A 20,496-nucleotide genomic window follows, 5' to 3' on the forward strand; every position below is an offset into this window, starting at 1 on the left:
TTTACTCTTCCCTTCTACATAAAGTATGTTCCATATCAAATCAAAGGAGGGGATCTCATGTTGCGACGTGTCCAATTACTTATGACGTTACTGCTGACGGTCAGCCTAATCGGGTTCCTTTCGTATTACTGGAGTGTGTACATGGTAGGGTGGTTATCCCTGGTCATCATTCTGGTCGTACTGAGTGTGTTTGTCATCATCTTGCTTGAAAACCGAAATCCGGAGCGAACGCTTGTCTGGGCTCTGGTCATGATGGCACTCCCAGTCGTCGGTGTATTTGTGTATTTTACCTTTGGTCAAAATTATAGACGAAAAAGAATGTTTCGTCTGAAAGCGATGCTCGATGAAGAGTCTTACATTAAATATCGTACCCAGTTTGATCATGGTGTACACAATCAAGTGTTCAAACACGGACATTACGCAAAGGTTGTTAAACTTATTGATTCGATCAGTCGCCTGCCGATTTCGTATAATAGCCATACGAAGGTATTGACGAATGGACAAGAAAAATTTCCTTTGTTATTAACAGAAATCCGTCAGGCGGAACACCACATCCATCTTCAGTATTATATCGTGCGGGATGATGAACTGGCGTTAGAGTTGCAGGCTGCTTTGATCGAACGGGCTCAAGCCGGTGTAGAAGTCCGTTTTTTGTACGATGCAGTGGGCTGCTTCTCAACCGATAAAGCCTATTTTAAAAAGATGGAGGCAGCAGGCATCGAAGTGCATGCGTTTTTCCCTGTCGTCCTGCCGTTCATCTCCAGTAAATCCAACTATCGGAACCATCGAAAAATCGTTGTCATCGATGGCACGGTCGCCTTTACGGGAGGCATCAACATAGGGGATGAATACTTGGGAAAAGATAAGGCGTTTGGATTTTGGCGGGATACCCATCTGATTGTTCGCGGCGAAGCGGTTTCCGAGCTTCAATTGATTTTTCTTCAGGATTGGTATTACATGACCGGGGAACGGTTGTTTACCCCGTACTATATGAAACCGCTTGAAGTCATGGAGAATGCAACAGGAGGCGTACAGATCATCGCCAGTGGTCCGGATGAGCCGTATGAAACGATGAAGTCTTTATACTTTGGTTTAATTACAGAAGCAAGACACTCTGTCTATATCGCTTCTCCTTATCTGATTCCAGATGAAGACTTGATGACGGCATTAAAAACGGCCGCTATGTCTGGAATCGATGTTCGAATCCTCTTGCCAAGTTTTCCGGATCATAAAATCGTTTTTTATGCGAGTCGTTCCTATTTTGATGATCTCTTGTTAGCGGGTGTCAAGATTTATGAATACAACAAGGGGTTCATGCACTCAAAAGTCATTGTAGTGGATGATGCGATTGCGACGATTGGAACGGCCAACATGGATTTAAGAAGTTTTCATTTGAACTTTGAAGTCAACGCCTTTTTATACGGTACGAACTCCGTGCATGAATTAACCCGTGATTTTTATGAAGACTTTTCGAACTCTTCACAAGTCGAACGAAGTGTTTTTATTCGGAGAAGTTTTAAGCAACGACTGGTTGAATCGATTTCTCGTTTATTCTCACCGTTGCTTTAATCTGTTGTGCCACTGTCTAAGAGGAGGGGTAAGATGTTTGAAGCGATTGACGAGCAGGGAAACCGGATCAACAGTCAACTGGAGACAGCACAATCACTGACCCAAAAAACACTGTATTGCCCGTATTGTCGGACACGACTCCGGGTCAGGCGGGGGAAAAAACGGTTGCATTTCGTCCACCTGACCTCGTGCACGGGCGAATCGACCGAACATTTATTTTGGAAAACACACCTTGCTGCGTATTTCAGGCACCTGCATTTCGAGGTCGAACTTGAAGCGGTTCGAGGAAAAAGAAGATTTGATCTTTTGCTTCAGCCCGGAGCCATTGGAATTGAGATTCAACGCTCAAAAATGAGCGCGGACGAATGGAAACGAAGGTCCTTATTGGATCAGCAATCCGGTTATGAGGTCCGTTGGATCGGATTTCGTGAGGCAGAAGGACCGATTTTTCAATTAGATGGTTGGATGAAACAAGCCTTCTCAAAAAACGGTTACGTCGATGTTGTTGAGAAGGGGAGGATCGTCCGTTATATGTACCCTCTTCCATTTGCGCGGCGTGTTGCATTTTGTCAACGCGTTCCGCTGACAGTGGACGACTTTTTATCACCTTGTCCGGTTCCCCGAACGTTTCCCGAGCGCCAATGGGTGACGCTGATTAAAAATTACCGGCTTCGCCCGTTTTTTTCTTCTTTGCCTTCCCATTACTTGCGATCCCCCCTTTATCAGTCACGTCTTCACGTCTCTACCGTCCCCAGTTGGTGTTATCTTCCCTTGTCGACCTTAATTTCTATTCCAGTCCACCCCTTTGAACTGCAACTCGCTGTTTTTCTCCGGTTGAAGGAAGATTATTCAGAACAGCGCTTAACCACGTTTCTGACATCCTGTCTGACTGAATGTCGTATTTCTTATGAGTTGTCTTGTTTACATGAACTGATTCGTGAATGGCGGGCGATGATTCATTTTATTAAAAGAACACTCCCGGAACTTTTTAAGCACGACTCTCTTGATTTAGCAGGACGCTTGCAGGAAGATCAAAAATTAGCAGGAGCGCTTCGTTTGTTTGTCGAAAGGGAAACAGGTATAAATGAAGTAAAGGAGTGATTCAAATGGCAGAAGTATTAACCCGGAATGATGTGAATGTCGAAGAAACATGGAATTTAGAGTCCATTTACGAAACGAACGAGGCATGGGAAGAGGAATTTGAATCGGTGAAGGCGATGCTTCCGTTGCTCGTCGAGTATAAAGGGCGTCTGGCGCAGACAGATGCGATTCTATTTGAGGGTTTACAGCTACGTGATGAGGTTTCAAGACGCTTGCATAAACTCTATACATACGCTCATATGCGTTACGATGAGAATACGGCAGACAGTTTCTATCAGGCGATGAATGACCGTGCCCGGACACTGGCGTCCCAAATTGGTGCCACGTTAGCATTCATGACGCCAGAGTTGTTGGAAGTACCGGAAGAAACAATCGCTTCCTACTTAGAGAAAAATCCGGATCTTGCATTATACCGTCATGCCTTCGATGAGTTGAACCGTGAGCGTGAACACGTCTTGTCAGAAGCGGAAGAGGCGATTTTAGCGAAAGCCGGTGAAGTTCTTGGTCAATCCGGAACAACGTTTGGCATGCTGAATAATGCGGACATGAAATTCCCGAAGATTAAAGGGGAAGACGGGGAAGAGACGGAGTTGACACACGGACGCTTTATCACGTTCATGGAGTCAAAGGACCGCTCTGTTCGTGAAGCCGCCTTTAAAGCGATGTACGGGACATACAGCCAGTACACAAACACGTTAGCCTCTACCTTAGCAGGATCGATCAAAAAGGATAACTTTTATGCAGAAGTCCGTAAGTTCAAAACGGCACGCGAATCGGCTTTACATGGAAATACGATTCCGGAACAAGTCTATGACGGCTTGATCGAAGCAGTTCATGAACATTTACCATTGTTACATCGTTATGTGGCGTTACGGAAACGAATCTTAGGTGTCGAAGAGCTGCATGTCTACGATATGTATACACCACTTGTGAGTGAAGTGGAAATGAAAGTCACGTACGAGGAAGCCAAACAATTGATGATCGATGGTCTTGCTCCACTCGGTGCGGAATACAAACATATTTTAGAAGACGGTTTAGCAAAACGTTGGGTGGATGTCCGGGAAACACGTGGCAAGCGGAGTGGTGCCTATTCTTCAGGAGCGTACGATACGCAACCGTTCATCTTGATGAACTGGCAAGACAATGTCAATAACCTGTTCACGTTAGCACACGAGTTTGGGCACTCCGTCCACAGTTACTATACACGTCAAAATCAGCCATATACGTACGGTGACTACTCGATTTTTGTTGCGGAAGTCGCGTCGACGACAAACGAGGCACTATTAAATGATTATCTGTTAAAACGAGTGACGGATAAAAATGAAAAACTGTATCTGTTGAACAATCAGTTGGAGACATTCCGTGGAACGTTGTTCCGACAAACGATGTTTGCTGAATTTGAACATCAAATTCATGAAGCCGCACGACTCGGTCAAGCGTTGACACCTGAGTTTTTAACAAAAACGTATTACGCACTCAATGAGACGTATTTCGGGGACGGGATTGTTCTCGATGAAGAAATTGGATTAGAGTGGGCACGGATTCCACACTTCTATTACAACTATTACGTATATCAATATGCAACAGGCATATCTGCTGCTGCCGCATTGACTTCACAAATTTTAGAAGAAGGACAACCGGCTGTTGATCGATATATCAATAACTTCCTGAAGGCAGGATCAAGTGATTATCCGATTGAAGTCTTAAAAGCTGCAGGGGTCGATATGACGACAAAAGCACCTGTAGAAGAAGCGCTTCGTCAATTTGAGCGTGTGTTGGATGAATTCGAGGCGCTACTTGGAGAATGACTAAATTGTGAATTTTTGAACAAAGGGATGGAGTTTTGAGGAAGGTTGACTTATACTAGTCATGTGAAGAGGATCACATTCCCCTGTTCTTCTCTTTTCCCCCATCCAATGGTCATGAAGATGACAAAAAAAGCCGTTCCACGAAAGTGGAAGCGGCTTTTTTTATTAAGCATGTGCTGAATCTTTCAAATGACGCCAAACTTTACCGTCACAGTAAGAAAGGGAAACACATTTTTGTTGAAGCATTAATTTTTTTAATTCATGTTCGACTTGTGCTTCCGTTGCATCATAGATAAATGCAATTTCAGAAGTTGTAGCCGTGTCATACCGTCTCAAGAATTGCTCAAGAGGAGGCTTTGCCTGCTTCTCGAACGGTTGTTCCAACAATTCATTCAGAATCGATACATAAATCAAGTATTCATAATGGCCTTCAGCTTTGATGGCTTCTTCGTCCCCGACAAATGCAAGGGTCGGAAGAACACGGACATCCCAATCCGTCACGAGTTCTGTTTCCTTTTCAAGCATCAACTGGATTGTATCGGATTCGATGTCTCGATGAAACTCTGCTAAATCAAGACCGAATTCCGTCAATGCCTCGGCTAAACGCATCAGTGAATCGCGTGAATAGGCGCTTTTTCCTTCAACGTTATGCAACATACGCAAACGACGCATAAATCGCATGCCAAACGTTTTACCTTGAAGTTCAATGGCTTTTAAAATCAACAGTGGCGACATGTCACACGCTGACCGTGAAGGTGCACAAGGGATTGTTGCAATCGTCCGAAGACGGAATAAATGACCGTATTCTAATTCTAGTTTCTTGAGAACGGGAATCAACCGTAAACCATCCGTTTGTGTGACGTCTAGAAAATGATAGATTTCCAGAGGTTTCGTCGGTTGCTGAATTGATGGTTCGTCCAATGAACAATATGAGCCGTTGCATTGTTCGTGTTCCATCCGTTCACCCCTTTTCTTTTAATATCGTTACCCTATTTTAGCAACGAAAAAAAAGAAAGAGCAAAGGTTTTGCTTGTACATTTTTACACGATTAGCGTGTAAGCGCTTTACGGTCCATAAAACGAACGATTTTATTTTTGGTTTCCCGATGGGGAATTGAGTTGTTTTGAAGTAATTCTTCGAAGGCTTTTTTACCAGCTGCATAGTCTGCTACTTCAAATTCCAGTTCATAATCTGTTGTACCTAAATACATGCTTTGATCCAATACAAGCAGTCCGCTCGTCAACTGCTTTTCAAACCGCTTTGTTTCTAAACGTCCCAAATGCTCGAGGGAAGCCGTTAATTTAAACTTTTCCAATTGTTGATTCATTTCTGCTGAGTGAATCAGACCATACTGAAACAAGTCTTCTGCTTCTTTTTCGGATAATGTGACGTGCGTTTCCAATAGACCGTCTTCTTTTGGTTCTTTTAATGTTAAGACCAAACCTGCTTTTTTTTCACGAATTCTCAGAGCTGCTCCATGACTGCGAAGTTCAAAGTCAGGCGTATCGAAATAGTCGTTGGCTTGCCAAACGGATTCTCCTGATGGATTATACCGTTCCATAAGTTTCGTATATTCAGTTTCGATTAACAGGTTTTTAAATTCAATTTCCATTTCTTGTCTCATTCCTGACCACACCTTTCTAGTTGAATGCTTGAAAATATGATAACATGAATGGTGTAGTGAAACGAATTGAACCAAGAATTTAGACTAAAAGTGGTGACAAAAACGATGACAAAAGAAAATTGGGACTTATTTCTCGCACCGTATCAAATCGCAGTGGATGAACTGAAAGTAAAACTAAAAGCCATTCGAAAACAATTTCAACAACGTGGGGAACATTCACCGATTGAATTTGTCACAGGACGTGTCAAACCTGTAAAAAGCATCATACAGAAGGCTGAGCGGAAATCGATTGATATTGAATTACTCGAGCAAGACATGCAAGACATTGCAGGTCTCCGAATCATGTGTCAATTTGTGGATGATATCATTCATGTCTTGGAGTTGTTACGTTCACGGGGAGACTTTAAAATTGTTGAGGAACGGAATTACATCACACAAAAGAAAGAAAGTGGATATCGATCGTATCATATTATTATCGCTTATCCGGTCCAGACAATCGAAGGCGAAATTCCAACACTCGTCGAGATTCAAATTCGGACACTCGCGATGAATTTTTGGGCGACGATTGAACACTCTTTAAATTATAAATATCAGGGGAATATCCCGGAAGAAACACGAGAGCGTTTACGTCGTGCGGCAGAAGCGGCATTTTTACTGGATGCGGAAATGAGTCAACTGAAAGTCGAGATACAGGATGCACAAGTCGTCTTGCGAGAACGGGAGACGACAGAATCAAAAAAGCGATTAAAAGAGTAGGAGGATGACGATGCGTTTTGCGGTTACGGCGCGGGGAGATGAACGTTCCCATATGCTGAAGGAACAATTGGAACAAGCATTGATCGAACGCGGTAGTCATCGAGATACCGTCACTCCGGAGATTGTCATTTCGATTGGTGGAGACGGTACGATGTTGCAAGCTTTCCATTCTTACTTGGATCAGGTCGAGGAAATCACGTTAGTCGGAATTCACACCGGACATCTCGGCTTTTATGCCGACTGGAGACCGGAAGAGATGGATGAATTGATTCAACATATTGCAGATGACAATGTAGCGACGGTTGAGTACCCGTTACTTGAACTGTCGATTGATTATGCAGACGGATCGACGAATAAATTGCTGGCACTGAACGAATGTACGATTAAAAGTTTTAACCAAACCTTAGTGTGTGATTTATCGATCCGTGGAGAATATTTTGAAACATTCCGTGGAGATGGATTGTGTATCTCGACCCCATCCGGATCGACGGCATATAACAAGGCGCTGGGCGGGGCCATCGTGCATCCGGCACTCGAAGCGATTCAAATCACTGAAATGGCATCAATCAATAATCGGGTGTATCGGACGATTGGCTCACCCATGTTGCTTCCAAAGCATCATGATGTTGAAATCCAACCGGTCAATCCAATTGATTTTCAATTGACATACGATCATTATGCTTCGATTGTCCATCAAAATGTTAAGTCCATCCGTTGCCGCGTCTCGGATAAAAAAGTGAAGTTCGCACGGTTCCGTTCGTTCCCGTTTTGGCAACGCGTCCGTGAATCATTTTTAGCAGAAGAAAGAAGTTAACGAGGTAAATTTTATGGCATTTCAGATCGAACAAGATGTAACGGAAACAGAATCAGGATGGAGTGTCGGTCATTTTTGTACGACACGGTTGAAAATTTCCCGAAAGATGCTTGTTTCCATCAAACATCACGGTGATATTTTACGTAATGGACAACATGTCAACGTAGGGGAGAGCGTTCATTCAGGCGACCGGATTCATGTTCGTTTTCCAGAAGAACAACCCGCGCAAGACATGCATGCAACGAGTGGAGAACTTGATATTCTGTTTGAAGATGAGTGGCTGTTGGTTGTTAATAAACCCCCGGGCATGGCATCCATTCCATCACGCTTACATCCGGAACGCTCTTTATCCAACTTCGTACTGGGATATTATCGAGAACAGAGTATTCCTTATGCGATTCATATCGTGAACCGATTGGATCGGGATACGAGTGGTCTGGTTGTTTTTGCGAAACACGCGCTTGCCCATCACCAGTTGAGCAAGATGCAACAGAATGGGTTGCTCGATCGGCGATATGTGGCTTTTATTGAAGGGACGATATCTCCTCAAACTATAAATCTTCCCATCGGTCAGACGGATCATTCGTTTATGGAACGAATGGTGCGGGCAGACGGTCAGCAGGCAATTACACATATTCTCGCAAGTGAATCGTTCCAAGCTTTTAATCGTAACTTGTCACGACTGACCATCAAACTTGAAACGGGAAGAACCCATCAAATTCGCGTTCACCTTGCAGCACTTGGTCATCCGTTAGTCGGAGATACGATGTATAAGGGAACACCTCTGATTGCCAGACAAGCACTACACAGTGCGTCTGCTACGTTTCCGCATCCGGGAACAGGTGAGGTGATGACGTTTGTCGCGCCGTTGCCGGACGACTTAAGTCTTTCGTGAATACAAAAAGAGTGGCACCTGACTGGATGCCACTCTTTTTGACGTTAATCTTCATCAAACATAGAGATACGGGACTGTGAAGCAATTGCCATGATCAAGCCGAGTCCGACCAAGTTAACGATCATCGTCGACCCTCCGTAACTAATGAAGGGAAGCGGGAGACCCGTGATCGGCAAAACCCCCATCGTCATACCGATGTTTTGGAAAATCTGGAATGTAAACATAGCGACGTATCCGGTCACGATATAGGTTCCAAATGGATCCGCTGTTTCCAGTGCGATTTGAATCAACCGGTAGATAAAGAGGAAAAGAATGATCAAGACAACGGCAGCACCGATGAAGCCATAGTGAGCTGAAATCGCAGTAAAGATAAAATCGGTATGGAGTTCGGGAACCGATACTTGAAGCTTTCCGTACCCGACACCAAACATCTGACCTGAACCGATAGCATTAATTGATTGGACCAGCTGGTAAGAAAGGTCATCCGCATATTCAAACGGTTGTAACCAAGCCATGATCCGGTTCATCGCATGTCCCGGGAAGAAGGTGGCGAGTAAATCATTCTGGAAATAAAACAGATAAAAGAATCCGACGATTGCTACTGTGAACAATCCGAACATACTGAGTAACCATTTCCAGTTCAATCCGGACAATAACATCGCACACGCTAAGATGACACATAGAATTAATCCGATTCCCAAGTCAGGTTGGATGATGATCAAAGCGAGCGGAAGCAACGTAAGGGCGACCATCTTAACTAATAATAAGAAGTCCCGCTCATGTTGAACGAACCGGGCATTGTGTTCCGAGATGACCGCCGCGAGGGAGACGATTAAGAAAAATTTCATGAACTCCGCCGGCTGAACGGTTCCGATGACTGGGAACTGATACCAACCGTACGCCCCTTTGATGTTTGCGACCAACGGCGTATTACGTAAAACGACAAGACCAATCAGAGAGACGATTCCAGCCCCATATAAGTACCAGTGGAAACGTTTCAGTTGTTCATAATCGATGAGAATGACGACAGATAGTGCGATAAATCCGATGATATACCACTGAATCTGTTTTGCCATGAAATTGATTTCACTGATTGCCCCTTGTAAGAAAGGTTGCGCGGTATAGATTGCGATGACACTGATGACCATCAAACAACCGAGCAAAAAAAGCAACGTGTTATCATAACGTTGTGTAAATGATTTAAAACGGTTCATTCCATCCCTACTTTCTGTCTCTTTCTATATTACCGTAATTTATCAAAATCGCAATATCAAGAGCGATGGTTGACAGAAGCGTTACGTTTTTGTAACCTAGACTTAGGTGTTATTACCAGGTACTAATTTAAGGGGGAACTCATAATGAATATTTATCCTTCGCTTGAAGGGAAGACGTATGTTGTAATGGGTGTCATCAATCAACGATCGATCGCTTGGGGGATTGCACGTGCACTGGATGCAGCAGGGGCAACTCTTGCTTTTACGTATGTAGGGGAACGTTTTAAAGCACCTCTTGAGAAGTTGGGTCAAGAGCTTTCACGTCCGGCATCGTATTATACATGTGACGTGACGAGTGACGAGGAAATTAATCAAGTGTTTGCGGCAATTCATGCCGATCATGGACAGATTTCAGGAATCGCCCATTCGATTGCTTTTGCTGATAAAGAAGCGTTGCGCGGTGAATTTTCAGGCGTTACGCGTGAACAATTTGCACAGGCACTCGATATTTCAGCATTTAGTTTGACGGCTGTCGTCAAAGCAGCGAAAGACTTCTTTACGGAAGATGCTTCTGTCATTACGTTAACCTATCTCGGCGGCGAAAAAATGGTTCCGAACTATAACGTCATGGGTGTTGCAAAAGCGGCACTCGATGCAAGCGTCCGGTACTTGGCAGCAGAATACGGAAAACAAGGAGTTCGCGTCAATGCCATTTCGGCAGGACCGATTCGAACAGTTTCAGCAAAAGGTGTCGGTGATTTCAATTCAATCCTTGAAAGCATCGAAGAACGTGCACCATTGCACCGAAACGTCACGACGGAACAAATCGGTCACAGTGGACTATTCCTTTTATCTCCAATGTCGAGTGGCGTGACGGGCGAAATTTTACACGTCGACAGTGGATTCCACATCCTTTAAGTCCAGTTGAATATAAGCGGCTTTTCTTTAACTCGGCAAAAACCAGGGGGAACCTTGGTTTTTTTGTTTTTCTCGAAGTGTTTTTGGGAATAAATGAATATCAGGCTGAAGTTTAAGGGAGGGACGTCATATGTATCAAGTGGATTTTACGGTTGTACAATATGTCAATCGTCAAGTGAGAGTGGACATGGAACGAAAAACAGAGCCAGTCGCTCGCATCAATCCGATTAAACGCGTTGAACCGCATCATGCAGAGTTAGAAGAACAGGCAAATGCTTACGGTGTATTGCCTGAACTAAAACTTCCCGGTCGTAAGTTCGACCGGGAAGTTTAATCTTATTGACCGGTAAACCGGAACGTTTCATAGACACTCCATGATCCGTTTTCAAGTTCATACAAGAGAGCCATTTTCGTGACATCTTCTTGAAAGCGGATGTCTTCCATTTTTAATCGTTCGAGAACATCAAACAATTCCACGTCAGATAAGTCTTGTCCGATTGTGATGTGAGGTAAAAAATCGTACTTTGGTGTGTGGCTTAATTCCTCTGCGTGCAAGGCTTTATGCAACTGTTCCAGTTCGTCCGTCGGCATGACCTTTAAAAATAAAACATTGTTTGTAGGATGGAAAGAACGTGCACCTTGAATGTGTAAGGAAACCGGTTTTGTTTGTGCCGCTACTTTGTTGAGGGCGGATACAATCGTCTCGAGTTCCGCATCATCGACGCTGATCCGCTCACGCATCGTAATGTGTGGCGTGATCAACGCATACTTAGAATCGTACCGTTTCCGGTATGAGTTTGCAAAATCTTGAATTCGTTTCGATGGAAACAAAACTACCCCGATGTTCATCGAAAATCCCCTACTTTCCCCTGAAATGATAACGCTTTACAGGATAATCATGACGGATTATCGGTGTGATGTCAAAGAAGTTTGAGGGGAGAGCATGAATCCGTGTATACTTGTGAAGAACTTTGTCAGAGAGGTGGATTTTGTCATGAAAGAAAAAGCACATTCTAAAGAAGTAAAACAAGCAGCAATTGATAAGTTGCATGAGCGTGGTGTCACGATTCACGCGATTGCGGAAATCGTATACCAGATGCAGGCACCGTATACAATTGAATTAACGCTTGAAACGTGTACGAGTTCTGTCGAACGTGTTCTCGAAAAACGTGAATTACAGCATGCCATCCTCGTGGGGGCAGAACTGGATATCTTAGCAGAAAAAGGGTTGTTATCAGAACCGCTCTTGTCAATCATCCGCAGCGATGAAGGATTATTTGGCGTAGATGAGACAATCGCGATTGGTGCCGTCAATACGTACGGTTCGATCGCAGTTACGACGTTTGGGTATTTAGATAAAGCTAAAATCGGAATCATCAAAGAACTTGACACGAAAGTGGATGATGGACGCGTCAATACATTCATGGATGACATCGTGGCAGCGATTGCCGCCAATGCATCCGGTCGATTGGCCCACCGATTGCGTGATAAAGAAGATTATTCTGCAGAAGAACTGGAGCAACGGAAGGGAACGTATTAAATGAAATTAAATCAGCGTGCGTTACTTTTCTCTGGAATCGCGTTCATCCTCTTCATCAGTATTGCCATCTCGATTCGATTGACGGGCTATTTCTTATTTGACGCCCAATTATCAAATCAAATGGCAAAACAAGTCCCGGCAGATTATGTCAGTTGGTTCACTCAGCTAGGATCAGGGGTTGGAGCCGTAACTGTCACGCTAATCTTGACGTTAATCAGTTACTACCTCTGGCGTGACCGGATCGGAAGCCTGTGGTATCTATTGTCATTTGCGGCAGTAGCCGTATTGAACCAAGTCGCGAAAGCCATCTTCGTCCGAGACCGACCTTCACTCAATGAACTGGTTGGAGGAGTAGGTTATAGTTTTCCAAGTGGTCATTCGTCGATGGCCTTTGCTGTGTACGGTGGATTTTTGATTTTGAGCTGGCGGTTTTTGAATCGTACCGGGAAAGTCATATTAGGAACGCTCCTCAGTTTGTTGATTCTTGCAATGGGGTCATCCCGCATCATCCTGAACGTGCATTATTTCTCGGATGTCGTCGGTGGATTCTGTTTTGCTGCTTTCATACTGGGGTTATCCTATGCCTTTATCTCATCTCGACGTAAAAAGGAGCGGACGTATGTTACTACTTGATATCGATCACAGCTTAGTTTTTGATGAACAGGTGATGAATACCTTATCCGTCCCGACATTATTAGTCGAACGCCTGAATGGTCATAAACGTTTTATGACCATGCGGACCCACTTACGGTTAAAACGACTCGTTGAACACAATCAAGTGATTCCCTTTACAGAGCGGACGCTTGAAGCTTTCCGACAACTCGAATTGTTCCAGATTGATGCTAAACCGAAATGGGCAATCCTTGAGAGTGGCAGTGTTTTACTAAAAGACGGAAAGCCGGACAAACGGTATGAGAACTGGTTACGCCAACATCAGAAAACGGCACACCTCGAAGCAACACTTACCTATTTGGAAGAAGTTGAAAAGTTCGACTGGACGGTCTATCCGGCAGAAGTCTGGTCCGGTCGAACAAAACGGCCTTATCAGATGATTCAGCGAGTAGCAGACGAAGCTGAACTTCTGGATCAACTATTAAAACAAAATGTCTTAAACTGAAGAAAAGCCACTTGCCGACGTTCGGCGAGTGGCTTTTCTGTTTAAGTCGGGACGTTGATCTCATCAAACCAAAAGACACCAACAGTTTCTGAGCCGGCATGCGTCAAAATCGACGGTCCAAACTGTGTAATTTCAATTGAAATCTGTGGCAATTTAGCTTGAAGCGTATCTCGTAACTGTTCAGCGGCAGGTCGAGCGAGTGTATGACCTATGTACAGCGTTTGCTGATAAAGGCCGGACTTCGCGATTTGTGAAGCGATTTCTGCAGTCATTTCGTGAAAAGCTTTTTTGATTGAACGAACCTTTTTGAACGGAACCAGTTTTCCGACTTCGTCAAACTTGACGATTGGTTTGATATTCAACATGTTAGCGAGTAAAAATTGACTGCTCGATACGCGACCACTTCGCCGCATCGTTTCCATGTTGCCGATAATGAGATAAAAGTGAGATTGATGTTTGAACTGCTCTAGAATCTGGACGACTTCTTCCGGTCGCTTTCCTGCTTGTGCAAGTTGCATCGACACACGTAACATTTCCTGTTGGTTGGCACCACCTGTATAGGAATCAATGGCATACAGTTTAAAACCAACGGCCTCCGCAGCTGCTACAGAGCTCGCGTATGTTCCGCTCAGGCCACTTGTGATGTGGATGGCGTAGCCGTAGTCATATCCTTCAGTCTTGAGACGTTCGTACAGTTCCACTAGCTCACCGAAAGAAGGTTGCGAGGTAGTCGGGATAACGGAAGAATCGTGACGCATTCTCGCATCGAGTTCCTCGACCGATAAATCGACATATTCACGATAGGATTCTCCGTTGATGATGATGACAGTTGGTACTACATGGACACCGATTTTTTCTGCTTCCCCAGGCGGGAAAAAAGCCATGCTATCGGTGATCCAAGCGATCTTATCCATTAAAGCGACGCCTCCAGTAGAAATTCATTTTTTTAATCATACCATGGCATGAAAGCGGCATCACTAGCCAATACGCTTTTCAGGAATAGAATCTCTTGAAACGTGTCCAATCGATGAACTGATGAGGAGCGTGATCAAAACGGGCAACAACCAAGCTAAATTTTGTTTGACCAGCGGGAAAACCTTGTAAACCGCAGTCAGTAGATCCGGTAAGACTTTTAAGGAATACAGGGCACTCCATAAGGAAAAGAGCGCCGTTACGAACAGTGTCGTCCGGTAGACGAGTTTTGGTTTCTTTAAGAAGGAACGAACGAAGGTCAATCCAATCAACACGATGACGATCGGATATAAAAACATCAGTACGGGAACCGCGATGGCGAGCAACGTTTTTAAACCGACAATCGAAATGGCGAAACCAAGGACTGTCGTAAAGATACCTGTAACCGGTAAGGAAAGTCGCTTTGAGAACGTCATCAAGTATTCGGAGAAAGCAGTGACGAGACCGACGGATGTCGTGAGACAGGCGAGTAAAATGGCGATGCCTAAAATCACCAGACCAGACGTCCCGAACGTGTCATCCGCGTATCGTTGCAATAACGACGGACCATCGACAGCTCCGACGGCACCGAAACTGTTGCGTCCAAGGAAACCAAGCCCTGTATAGACAAGCGTCAGTGAAGCGGCAGCGATCAGACCAGCCCGTGTTACGGTCTGAAGTTGAGCCGTTCGATGTTTTAGACCACGTGCGTGTAGCGTGTGCAAAATAATAACTCCAAACACAAGGGCGCCCAGTGCATCAAGTGTCAGATACCCTTGGAGAAAACCTTGGACAAATGCATCGGTAAAGTTGGCGTACCCAGGTGCCGGGCGTTGAACCGGCGAAAGGGGATTGATGATACTACTGATGCTGAGTGTCGCAAGCGCTAAAAGCAACAGTGGAGTAATGAACCGACCGATGATGTCGAGTAATTTACCAGGTCGAAGCACCAAGTATAAGGTTACTAAAAAGAAAATGGATGAAGAAATCATCAGACTGGTTTGAGATGGTCCACTCAGAAATGGAACCACACCGAGCTCATACGTGACAACGGACGTTCGGGGAATCCCGAAAAACGGACCAATCGCGACATAAAGCGAAAAAGTCAAAAGGGCGCTGACGAATTTAGGAAGCGGGTTGGCAAGCGTACTGATCCCACCACCTACCCATGCGACGGCAATCAATCCGGCTAACGGCAATCCAACGCCGGTCACGATAAAACCGAGCATAGCAGGCAAGAATTGTGTTCCAGCTAAGGCACCGAGTTCAGGAGGGAAAATTAGGTTACCTGCACCAAAAAATAAAGCAAAAATCATGAATCCTAAAGCAAAGATGTCTTTCCGGTTCAACATATAAATTACCTCCTGTTTTTCAATAATCTTGTCCACTATACCATTAGACCACAAGAGATGAAAGAATTTTTAGAATATTCGTTTGTCTCGTTGTCCATCTTCCTTGTAAAAAAAGCAAATCGTTAAGCGAACATTCATTTTTTTAGAGTAACATGGACAAAATGAATCCTCAACCTGTCTTTTTTTACTGACCCTTTGTAAAAAAAAACCTGTAAGGTCAACGGATTGACCTTACAGGTAGAGGAATGAAATGATTGAATTACCCATGGTAAACTAAAAAGAGTAGGAGTTTAGCTAGATGCCACGAAACGACCTTTCTTTTGTCGTCTCAGTTTATGGAGTAGCCAAGCGTGAACGACTTCGCACGATTGACGAGGGAGGGTCAGTTCCACGAGTGGTTCTTGTTGTTGACCGTGGATAATGAATAATCCTGTTTCTTCATCAATGGGTGAAATCGTCATTGAGCTCGCTTCATTCAGGTAGACTTTCAGCTCGCCCGTCGTCGCATCCTTTAATTTCAGAATGTTTCCGTTCGTTGCAAACTTCGTGAATGAACCGATTCCGTTCACTTTTAACTGATCCATGCTAATTTCCTCCTTCAGTTGATGCGTTCTTGAAAATCGTAAGAAAAACAGGTGCAACTTCTAACTTCCAAAAGGTTAATCTCATTATAACGAAGTCTGCTGAAGATGCCAGCACTAATTTATGTGAAAATTCAAACGATTTGGTAACAGTATTGTCACATAAGAAATTACTTGAAAAGACAGAGGAAAGGAAGACGAACGGACATATGAAAAAAGCATCTTGCCCGTGGCGGACGAAGATGCTGAAGATCATTGTAACTCCAAACTCCAATTTTTCTTACGATGAACCAACTCACCACGCTTGACGATGGATTCCTTTTTAGAATCGAGGTCTTCCTTCAAGACGGTCATATCTTCGTACCGTCCGGCGGCGTAGACCGGAATGCTGATGTTTCTTGTAAAAACGGATTGTTTGGCATTCGCAAAATCCATCAAAATTCCTTCACTGAGCAGATGATGTAAGTTGATGATGATTTCGGCCGTTAATGGAGACGAGGGCAGACGCAACTCGCGATTCATTTTCCGTTGCATTAAAAAGGTTAACATCTGTTCGATTCGTGACCAGTCTTTCAAATAGACAGTAGCTTGTACACCAGGGTTTTCACTGAAATACACCATCTCATTTTCAACAGATGATGTAAACGGACTCGGCATCCCGCGTTTCATATGCATGATGAACAAAAGTTCTGCGATTTCAGCGTCTGTTAATGTATCGAGTGAATGGGAGGAACGGATGTCGATCGCACTTAACGGAGAACGTTCGACTTCACTAGACTGAACGAACTGTTCGACTTCATGTCCTTCTACGTAATGAAAAGACGTTCGTAAGGACTGTTTGGCAGATTTGAAGGCGGCACCTGAAACCAGTAAGGGACGTTTGGAATCAATCGCAACAATGAAGTCTGAAAAGGTCACACCTGACATCGTCAAGCGATGATTTTCTGCATCTTCATACAAATAAAGTAATGAGTTAGACATAAGTAAGCCTTCCTTCCTGAACAATTAACCCTATTATTTCAATAGTAGCAAAACTTCTATGACGCGAAAAGAATATTTCCCGCTGAAAACGGGCATAATAAAGAAAAGAGGTGATAGGTGATGTGGGGGTTACGCAAACCATTCCCGGAACTAAAGACGGAACGCTTTATCTTACGTGAACTAGAAAATAGGGATGCGCGTGATTTGTTCAAAATTTTATCAGATGATGAGGTCATGTACTATTATGGATCAGATCCTTTGGTTACGGTTTATGAAGCCAAAAATGTCATCAGTTATTTCAAGGAACAGTTTACTCAAGGAAAAGCCATTCGATGGGCAATCGCTGATCAGCAAACCAATCAACTTGTTGGAACAATTGGTTTTCATAATTGGTTGACTCAATATCATCGAGCTGAAATCGGCTTTGAAGTCAGTCAAGAATATTGGCAACAAGGTGTGGCATCGGAAGCGGCACGAGCCGTCTTGACACACGGTTTTGAAGATTTTGCACTTCATCGCATCAGTGCTCTAGTGGCACCCGAAAATATCGCCTCGAACGCGCTTGTCCAAAAGCTTGGTTTTCAAGCAGAGGGATTGCTCGAGGATTATGCGTATAGTCATGGACGTTTCATGGATTTAACAATTTACCGCATGCTTGCATCGGAATGGAAAGGATGACCACTGAATGTCGAAACAGTCACTTGTCTTATTACATGGATTTACCGGAGGGACAGATTATTTTAACCGGGTGGAAGCCCGGCTTCGTTTATCGTTTGATGTTCTTGTATTAGCACTGCCTGGACATGAAGGAGAAGCAGTTGGTCCGGATACGATGGAAGGTTTTGCGACATGGGTAATGGAAGATTTGGAACGAAGAGGAATTGACAAACCGATTGTGATTGGTCACTCCTTTGGTGGATATATCGTTTCTGCCATCGTTGAGATGTATCCCGAAAAAATTTCCGGATTCGGACTGGTCTATTCAACAGCCAAGGCGGATACAGATGAGGCTAAACAAAAACGGAATCAGAACATCGGCCGTGTGAAAGACATTGGTGTTCGAGAATTCGTTGACGGACTTGTACCCGGACTTTTTGCGGACGGAGCGGACCCGATGCTGATCTCAGAAGCAAAAGAATTAGGATACATGATGACGGTTGAGGGGGCGATTCGAGCATTATCTGCGATGCGTGATCGAAGAGATCTGACGAAAACATTAAGCAACACGTCTGTCCGTGGTCTGATTCTCCGCGGGACGCTTGATCCTTTGATTACAGAAGAGAGTGCGTTTGCGCCACAAAATGAACGGATTCTATTCCGATCGACGGACAGCAGCCATATGGGAATGCTCGAGACGCCCGATGCGTTCGCTGATTTTGTGGAAGAAGCGTTTGCGAAATAACGGTTTTATTTATTTACATTCGTTTCGTTTAAAAGGGATTACTCGTTTCACGTGACTCCGACAGGAAAACGCGTGAAAGGAAGAGTGATCCCTTTTTGGTCCAGTCCTCATTTTTTGAGCTTTTGCATTGCAATTCCCAATGAATTTCTGAATGATGAAGGGGGAGGGATACAGATGAAAATTATAGCCATTGAACCAACACCAAGTCCGAATAACATGAAGGTCATCGTCGATGAGACGTTCTCTGAAAAAGGTCAGACATTTGAACATGCATTTGGTGCACCAAATCATGTCGCCAAATTACTAGACATTCCAGGAATTAAATCCGTCTATCAAGTCAGTGATTTTTTAGCGGTCGAACGTTTTCCAAAGTATGATTGGCGGACGCTTGTGATTGAAATCCGTCGGGCTTTCGGAGAAATCCTGAGTGATGTCGAACAACATGAAACAGATGCGGCTTTTGAACCTGTTCATTTATTTGTTCAGTTTATTTTAGGGGTTCCGATGCAACTGAAAGGGGTCAAAGGTCTGGAAGAGAAACGATACGGGTTATCGGACCGATTCAGAGAAGCAGCCCTATTCGTGCAACCGTTCGTCAAGAATGTCATCAGTGATCGTCGCTGGGTCGAACAGGCGCCGCGTTATGGCGAATTGGATGAAAGTCTTGCTGAAGTCGCGCAAGAAATCGAGGTCGCTTATCCCGTTGAGCGAATCGATCGCTTAAAAACGATTGCTTCAGGAGAAGAAGTGACGTTTGACGGACAGGCACTCACATCAAACGATTGGAAACAACGATTTGCAGCACTCGATGAGTTGCCGATTGAACTGGAGTGGATTCCAGCGTATGCCAGAATGCTGCAAGACGAAAAAATGCAGATTCGCAGACAGGCTGTCGTCAAACTCGGTATGTTCGAAGAAAACCGTTTGGAGTTATTAGAGTACATCACGAGTGCCTTGCATGATCCTTCGAGTAGTGTGCGTCGAACAGCCGGCGATACGATTTCAGATTGGGCACTAGCAGAGGCAGAGCCGATGATGATTGAAGCCTTGACGGATAAAAATAAGCTTGTTCGTTGGCGGGCCGCCCGTTTCTTATTTGATGTCGGGACAGAACAGTCGGTTCCTCGGTTAAAAGAAGCAGTTCAAGATCGGGAATATGAAGTGGCGTTGCAAGCGGAACTTGCCTTAGCACGAATCGAGAGCGGGGAAGAAGCACTAGGAACGGTTTGGCAACAAATGAATCGAATGACTGGAGAAAGTTCATAAGAACTTAAAAAACGCAGGGTATACAGAACCATTCGACAAAATAACACACCAGTTGTCTAGGTATATTTTACCTGTAGAACAATATAGATGGTAAAAAATGAATATTTTCTTGTAATGGACTTGAAATGAATTTGAAATATGGCGACACATCAAAGTTTTTAAGATGTATGAGCCAACTAAATCCAAGTGTAAAAATATGGTTGTATTTTTTGATATAAAGTTTTGATACAAATTGTCGAATGAGAATTTCCCGGCATTTCTGCCCGTTTGATAAAGTGAAATCACAATAACTGATTCGATTTCAAACAGCTATTTTGGTTTGACTGACATCTGACTTTAAAGGAGATTCGGGGATATGATACTTTTTGCTGAAACAGACTTAGCGGTGGGTTATAAAGAGCGGACGTCTTCGGGCGTCTTCGTGACAATCGAGACAATTGACAGCCGGACGATCACGCTTGTGGCTCCTGCAACTGCGACGGATGCGATTTGTGACGAGTTGTTCGTAACGGGGATTGAGCAACTGTTTTCAATGACAACAAACAAGGTAGCGATTCCAGTTGCCTAATATGTGATCCGAAGAGGAGGGATGAGGTTACGACCTTAT

Annotated in this window: 23 protein-coding genes; 15 read left to right on the forward strand and 8 right to left on the reverse strand. The window is 44.1% G+C overall.

Annotated elements, in window-relative coordinates:
- Positions 1 to 57 precede the first annotated feature (57 nt).
- Genes cls through pepF form a run of 3 tightly spaced genes read left to right on the forward strand, consistent with a single transcriptional unit; the run spans position 58 to position 4,478 of the window.
- Positions 58 to 1,569, forward strand: a complete 1,512-nt coding sequence (gene cls, locus ACHA8N_RS12785) for a cardiolipin synthase (protein ID WP_393965943.1) — start codon at positions 58 to 60, stop codon at positions 1,567 to 1,569.
- 33 nt (positions 1,570 to 1,602) lie between these two features.
- Positions 1,603 to 2,670 (forward strand): competence protein CoiA, encoded by a 1,068-nt coding sequence (locus ACHA8N_RS12790; RefSeq protein ID WP_393965944.1) that lies wholly within the window; start codon positions 1,603 to 1,605, stop codon positions 2,668 to 2,670.
- Between the two features lie 5 nt (positions 2,671 to 2,675).
- Positions 2,676 to 4,478 carry an oligoendopeptidase F gene (pepF, locus tag ACHA8N_RS12795; protein WP_147510744.1) on the forward strand — a complete coding sequence of 601 codons (1,803 nt, stop codon included), beginning with the start codon at positions 2,676 to 2,678 and terminating at the stop codon, positions 4,476 to 4,478.
- Between the two features lie 165 nt (positions 4,479 to 4,643).
- Here pepF and ACHA8N_RS12800 read toward each other — a convergent pair whose 3' ends face one another.
- Together ACHA8N_RS12800 and ACHA8N_RS12805 are read right to left on the reverse strand one after the other, a co-directional pair.
- A complete protein-coding gene (locus ACHA8N_RS12800) occupies positions 4,644 to 5,435 on the reverse strand; it encodes a DsbA family protein (RefSeq protein WP_147510745.1) in 792 nt (263 codons plus the stop codon).
- A 91-nt stretch (positions 5,436 to 5,526) separates the two neighbouring features.
- Positions 5,527 to 6,102 (reverse strand): CYTH domain-containing protein, encoded by a 576-nt coding sequence (locus ACHA8N_RS12805; RefSeq protein ID WP_393965945.1) that lies wholly within the window; start codon positions 6,100 to 6,102, stop codon positions 5,527 to 5,529.
- 105 nt (positions 6,103 to 6,207) lie between these two features.
- Here ACHA8N_RS12805 and yjbM point away from each other — a divergent pair, with 105 nt between their 5' ends.
- The 3 genes from yjbM to ACHA8N_RS12820 are packed head-to-tail and all read left to right on the forward strand — an operon-like array spanning position 6,208 to position 8,567.
- Positions 6,208 to 6,858: a GTP diphosphokinase gene (gene yjbM / locus ACHA8N_RS12810; RefSeq protein WP_147510746.1), complete on the forward strand. Its 651-nt coding sequence runs from the start codon at positions 6,208 to 6,210 to the stop codon at positions 6,856 to 6,858.
- A gap of 10 nt (positions 6,859 to 6,868) precedes the next feature.
- Positions 6,869 to 7,672: an NAD kinase gene (locus ACHA8N_RS12815; protein ID WP_147510747.1), complete on the forward strand. Its 804-nt coding sequence runs from the start codon at positions 6,869 to 6,871 to the stop codon at positions 7,670 to 7,672.
- Between the two features lie 13 nt (positions 7,673 to 7,685).
- Positions 7,686 to 8,567 carry an RluA family pseudouridine synthase gene (locus ACHA8N_RS12820; RefSeq protein WP_393965946.1) on the forward strand — a complete coding sequence of 294 codons (882 nt, stop codon included), beginning with the start codon at positions 7,686 to 7,688 and terminating at the stop codon, positions 8,565 to 8,567.
- A gap of 44 nt (positions 8,568 to 8,611) precedes the next feature.
- Here the strand turns inward: ACHA8N_RS12820 and ACHA8N_RS12825 are convergent, their stop codons facing one another.
- Positions 8,612 to 9,781 (reverse strand): FtsW/RodA/SpoVE family cell cycle protein, encoded by a 1,170-nt coding sequence (locus ACHA8N_RS12825; protein WP_147510749.1) that lies wholly within the window; start codon positions 9,779 to 9,781, stop codon positions 8,612 to 8,614.
- Positions 9,782 to 9,925: 144 nt separating this feature from the next.
- Here ACHA8N_RS12825 and fabI point away from each other — a divergent pair, with 144 nt between their 5' ends.
- On the forward strand, positions 9,926 to 10,699 hold the full coding sequence (fabI, locus tag ACHA8N_RS12830) for an enoyl-ACP reductase FabI (protein ID WP_147510750.1): 774 nt from the start codon (positions 9,926 to 9,928) through the stop codon (positions 10,697 to 10,699).
- 130 nt (positions 10,700 to 10,829) lie between these two features.
- Complete coding sequence (locus ACHA8N_RS12835) at positions 10,830 to 11,033, forward strand: hypothetical protein (protein WP_147510751.1); 204 nt, start codon at positions 10,830 to 10,832, stop codon at positions 11,031 to 11,033.
- Between the two features lie 2 nt (positions 11,034 to 11,035).
- On the opposite strand, the gene ACHA8N_RS12840 is transcribed toward ACHA8N_RS12835, so the two are convergent.
- Positions 11,036 to 11,548 (reverse strand): YjcG family protein, encoded by a 513-nt coding sequence (locus ACHA8N_RS12840; protein WP_147510752.1) that lies wholly within the window; start codon positions 11,546 to 11,548, stop codon positions 11,036 to 11,038.
- A 145-nt stretch (positions 11,549 to 11,693) separates the two neighbouring features.
- Between ACHA8N_RS12840 and ACHA8N_RS12845 the strand changes: the two genes are divergently transcribed.
- Genes ACHA8N_RS12845 through ACHA8N_RS12855 form a run of 3 tightly spaced genes read left to right on the forward strand, consistent with a single transcriptional unit; the run spans position 11,694 to position 13,356 of the window.
- On the forward strand, positions 11,694 to 12,239 hold the full coding sequence (locus tag ACHA8N_RS12845; protein WP_026832488.1) for a phosphatidylglycerophosphatase A family protein: 546 nt from the start codon (positions 11,694 to 11,696) through the stop codon (positions 12,237 to 12,239).
- Positions 12,240 to 12,872: a phosphatase PAP2 family protein gene (locus ACHA8N_RS12850; protein WP_147510753.1), complete on the forward strand. Its 633-nt coding sequence runs from the start codon at positions 12,240 to 12,242 to the stop codon at positions 12,870 to 12,872.
- The gene (locus ACHA8N_RS12855; RefSeq protein WP_393965957.1) at positions 12,859 to 13,356 is read left to right on the forward strand and encodes an HAD family hydrolase; all 498 of its coding nucleotides are present in this window, start codon (positions 12,859 to 12,861) and stop codon (positions 13,354 to 13,356) included. The genes ACHA8N_RS12850 and ACHA8N_RS12855 overlap by 14 nt, the downstream gene beginning before the upstream one ends.
- Positions 13,357 to 13,397: 41 nt before the next feature.
- Here the strand turns inward: ACHA8N_RS12855 and ACHA8N_RS12860 are convergent, their stop codons facing one another.
- From ACHA8N_RS12860 to ACHA8N_RS12875, 4 genes are all read right to left on the reverse strand, one after another.
- Positions 13,398 to 14,270: a DegV family protein gene (locus ACHA8N_RS12860; RefSeq protein ID WP_147510755.1), complete on the reverse strand. Its 873-nt coding sequence runs from the start codon at positions 14,268 to 14,270 to the stop codon at positions 13,398 to 13,400.
- Positions 14,271 to 14,333: 63 nt separating this feature from the next.
- Positions 14,334 to 15,659: a branched-chain amino acid transport system II carrier protein gene (gene brnQ / locus ACHA8N_RS12865; RefSeq protein WP_393965947.1), complete on the reverse strand. Its 1,326-nt coding sequence runs from the start codon at positions 15,657 to 15,659 to the stop codon at positions 14,334 to 14,336.
- A gap of 290 nt (positions 15,660 to 15,949) precedes the next feature.
- Positions 15,950 to 16,243, reverse strand: coding sequence for a hypothetical protein (locus ACHA8N_RS12870; RefSeq protein WP_393965948.1), 294 nt, complete (start codon positions 16,241 to 16,243; stop codon positions 15,950 to 15,952).
- Between the two features lie 249 nt (positions 16,244 to 16,492).
- Positions 16,493 to 17,221, reverse strand: coding sequence for a hypothetical protein (locus ACHA8N_RS12875; protein ID WP_393965949.1), 729 nt, complete (start codon positions 17,219 to 17,221; stop codon positions 16,493 to 16,495).
- Between the two features lie 120 nt (positions 17,222 to 17,341).
- Here ACHA8N_RS12875 and ACHA8N_RS12880 point away from each other — a divergent pair, with 120 nt between their 5' ends.
- The 4 genes from ACHA8N_RS12880 to ACHA8N_RS12895 all read left to right on the forward strand — a co-directional run bounded on the left by ACHA8N_RS12880 (position 17,342) and on the right by ACHA8N_RS12895 (position 20,457).
- Positions 17,342 to 17,899 carry a GNAT family N-acetyltransferase gene (locus ACHA8N_RS12880; RefSeq protein WP_026832495.1) on the forward strand — a complete coding sequence of 186 codons (558 nt, stop codon included), beginning with the start codon at positions 17,342 to 17,344 and terminating at the stop codon, positions 17,897 to 17,899.
- Positions 17,900 to 17,906: 7 nt separating this feature from the next.
- Positions 17,907 to 18,623, forward strand: coding sequence for an alpha/beta fold hydrolase (locus tag ACHA8N_RS12885; RefSeq protein WP_393965950.1), 717 nt, complete (start codon positions 17,907 to 17,909; stop codon positions 18,621 to 18,623).
- A gap of 174 nt (positions 18,624 to 18,797) precedes the next feature.
- Positions 18,798 to 19,889 carry a conserved virulence factor C family protein gene (locus ACHA8N_RS12890; protein WP_393965951.1) on the forward strand — a complete coding sequence of 364 codons (1,092 nt, stop codon included), beginning with the start codon at positions 18,798 to 18,800 and terminating at the stop codon, positions 19,887 to 19,889.
- A 355-nt stretch (positions 19,890 to 20,244) separates the two neighbouring features.
- A complete protein-coding gene (locus ACHA8N_RS12895) occupies positions 20,245 to 20,457 on the forward strand; it encodes a hypothetical protein (RefSeq protein WP_393965952.1) in 213 nt (70 codons plus the stop codon).
- The last annotated feature ends 39 nt before the right edge of the window (positions 20,458 to 20,496 follow it).

Source organism: Exiguobacterium sp. S22-S28, assembly GCF_043359615.1.
GTDB lineage: Bacteria > Bacillota > Bacilli > Exiguobacteriales > Exiguobacteriaceae > Exiguobacterium_A.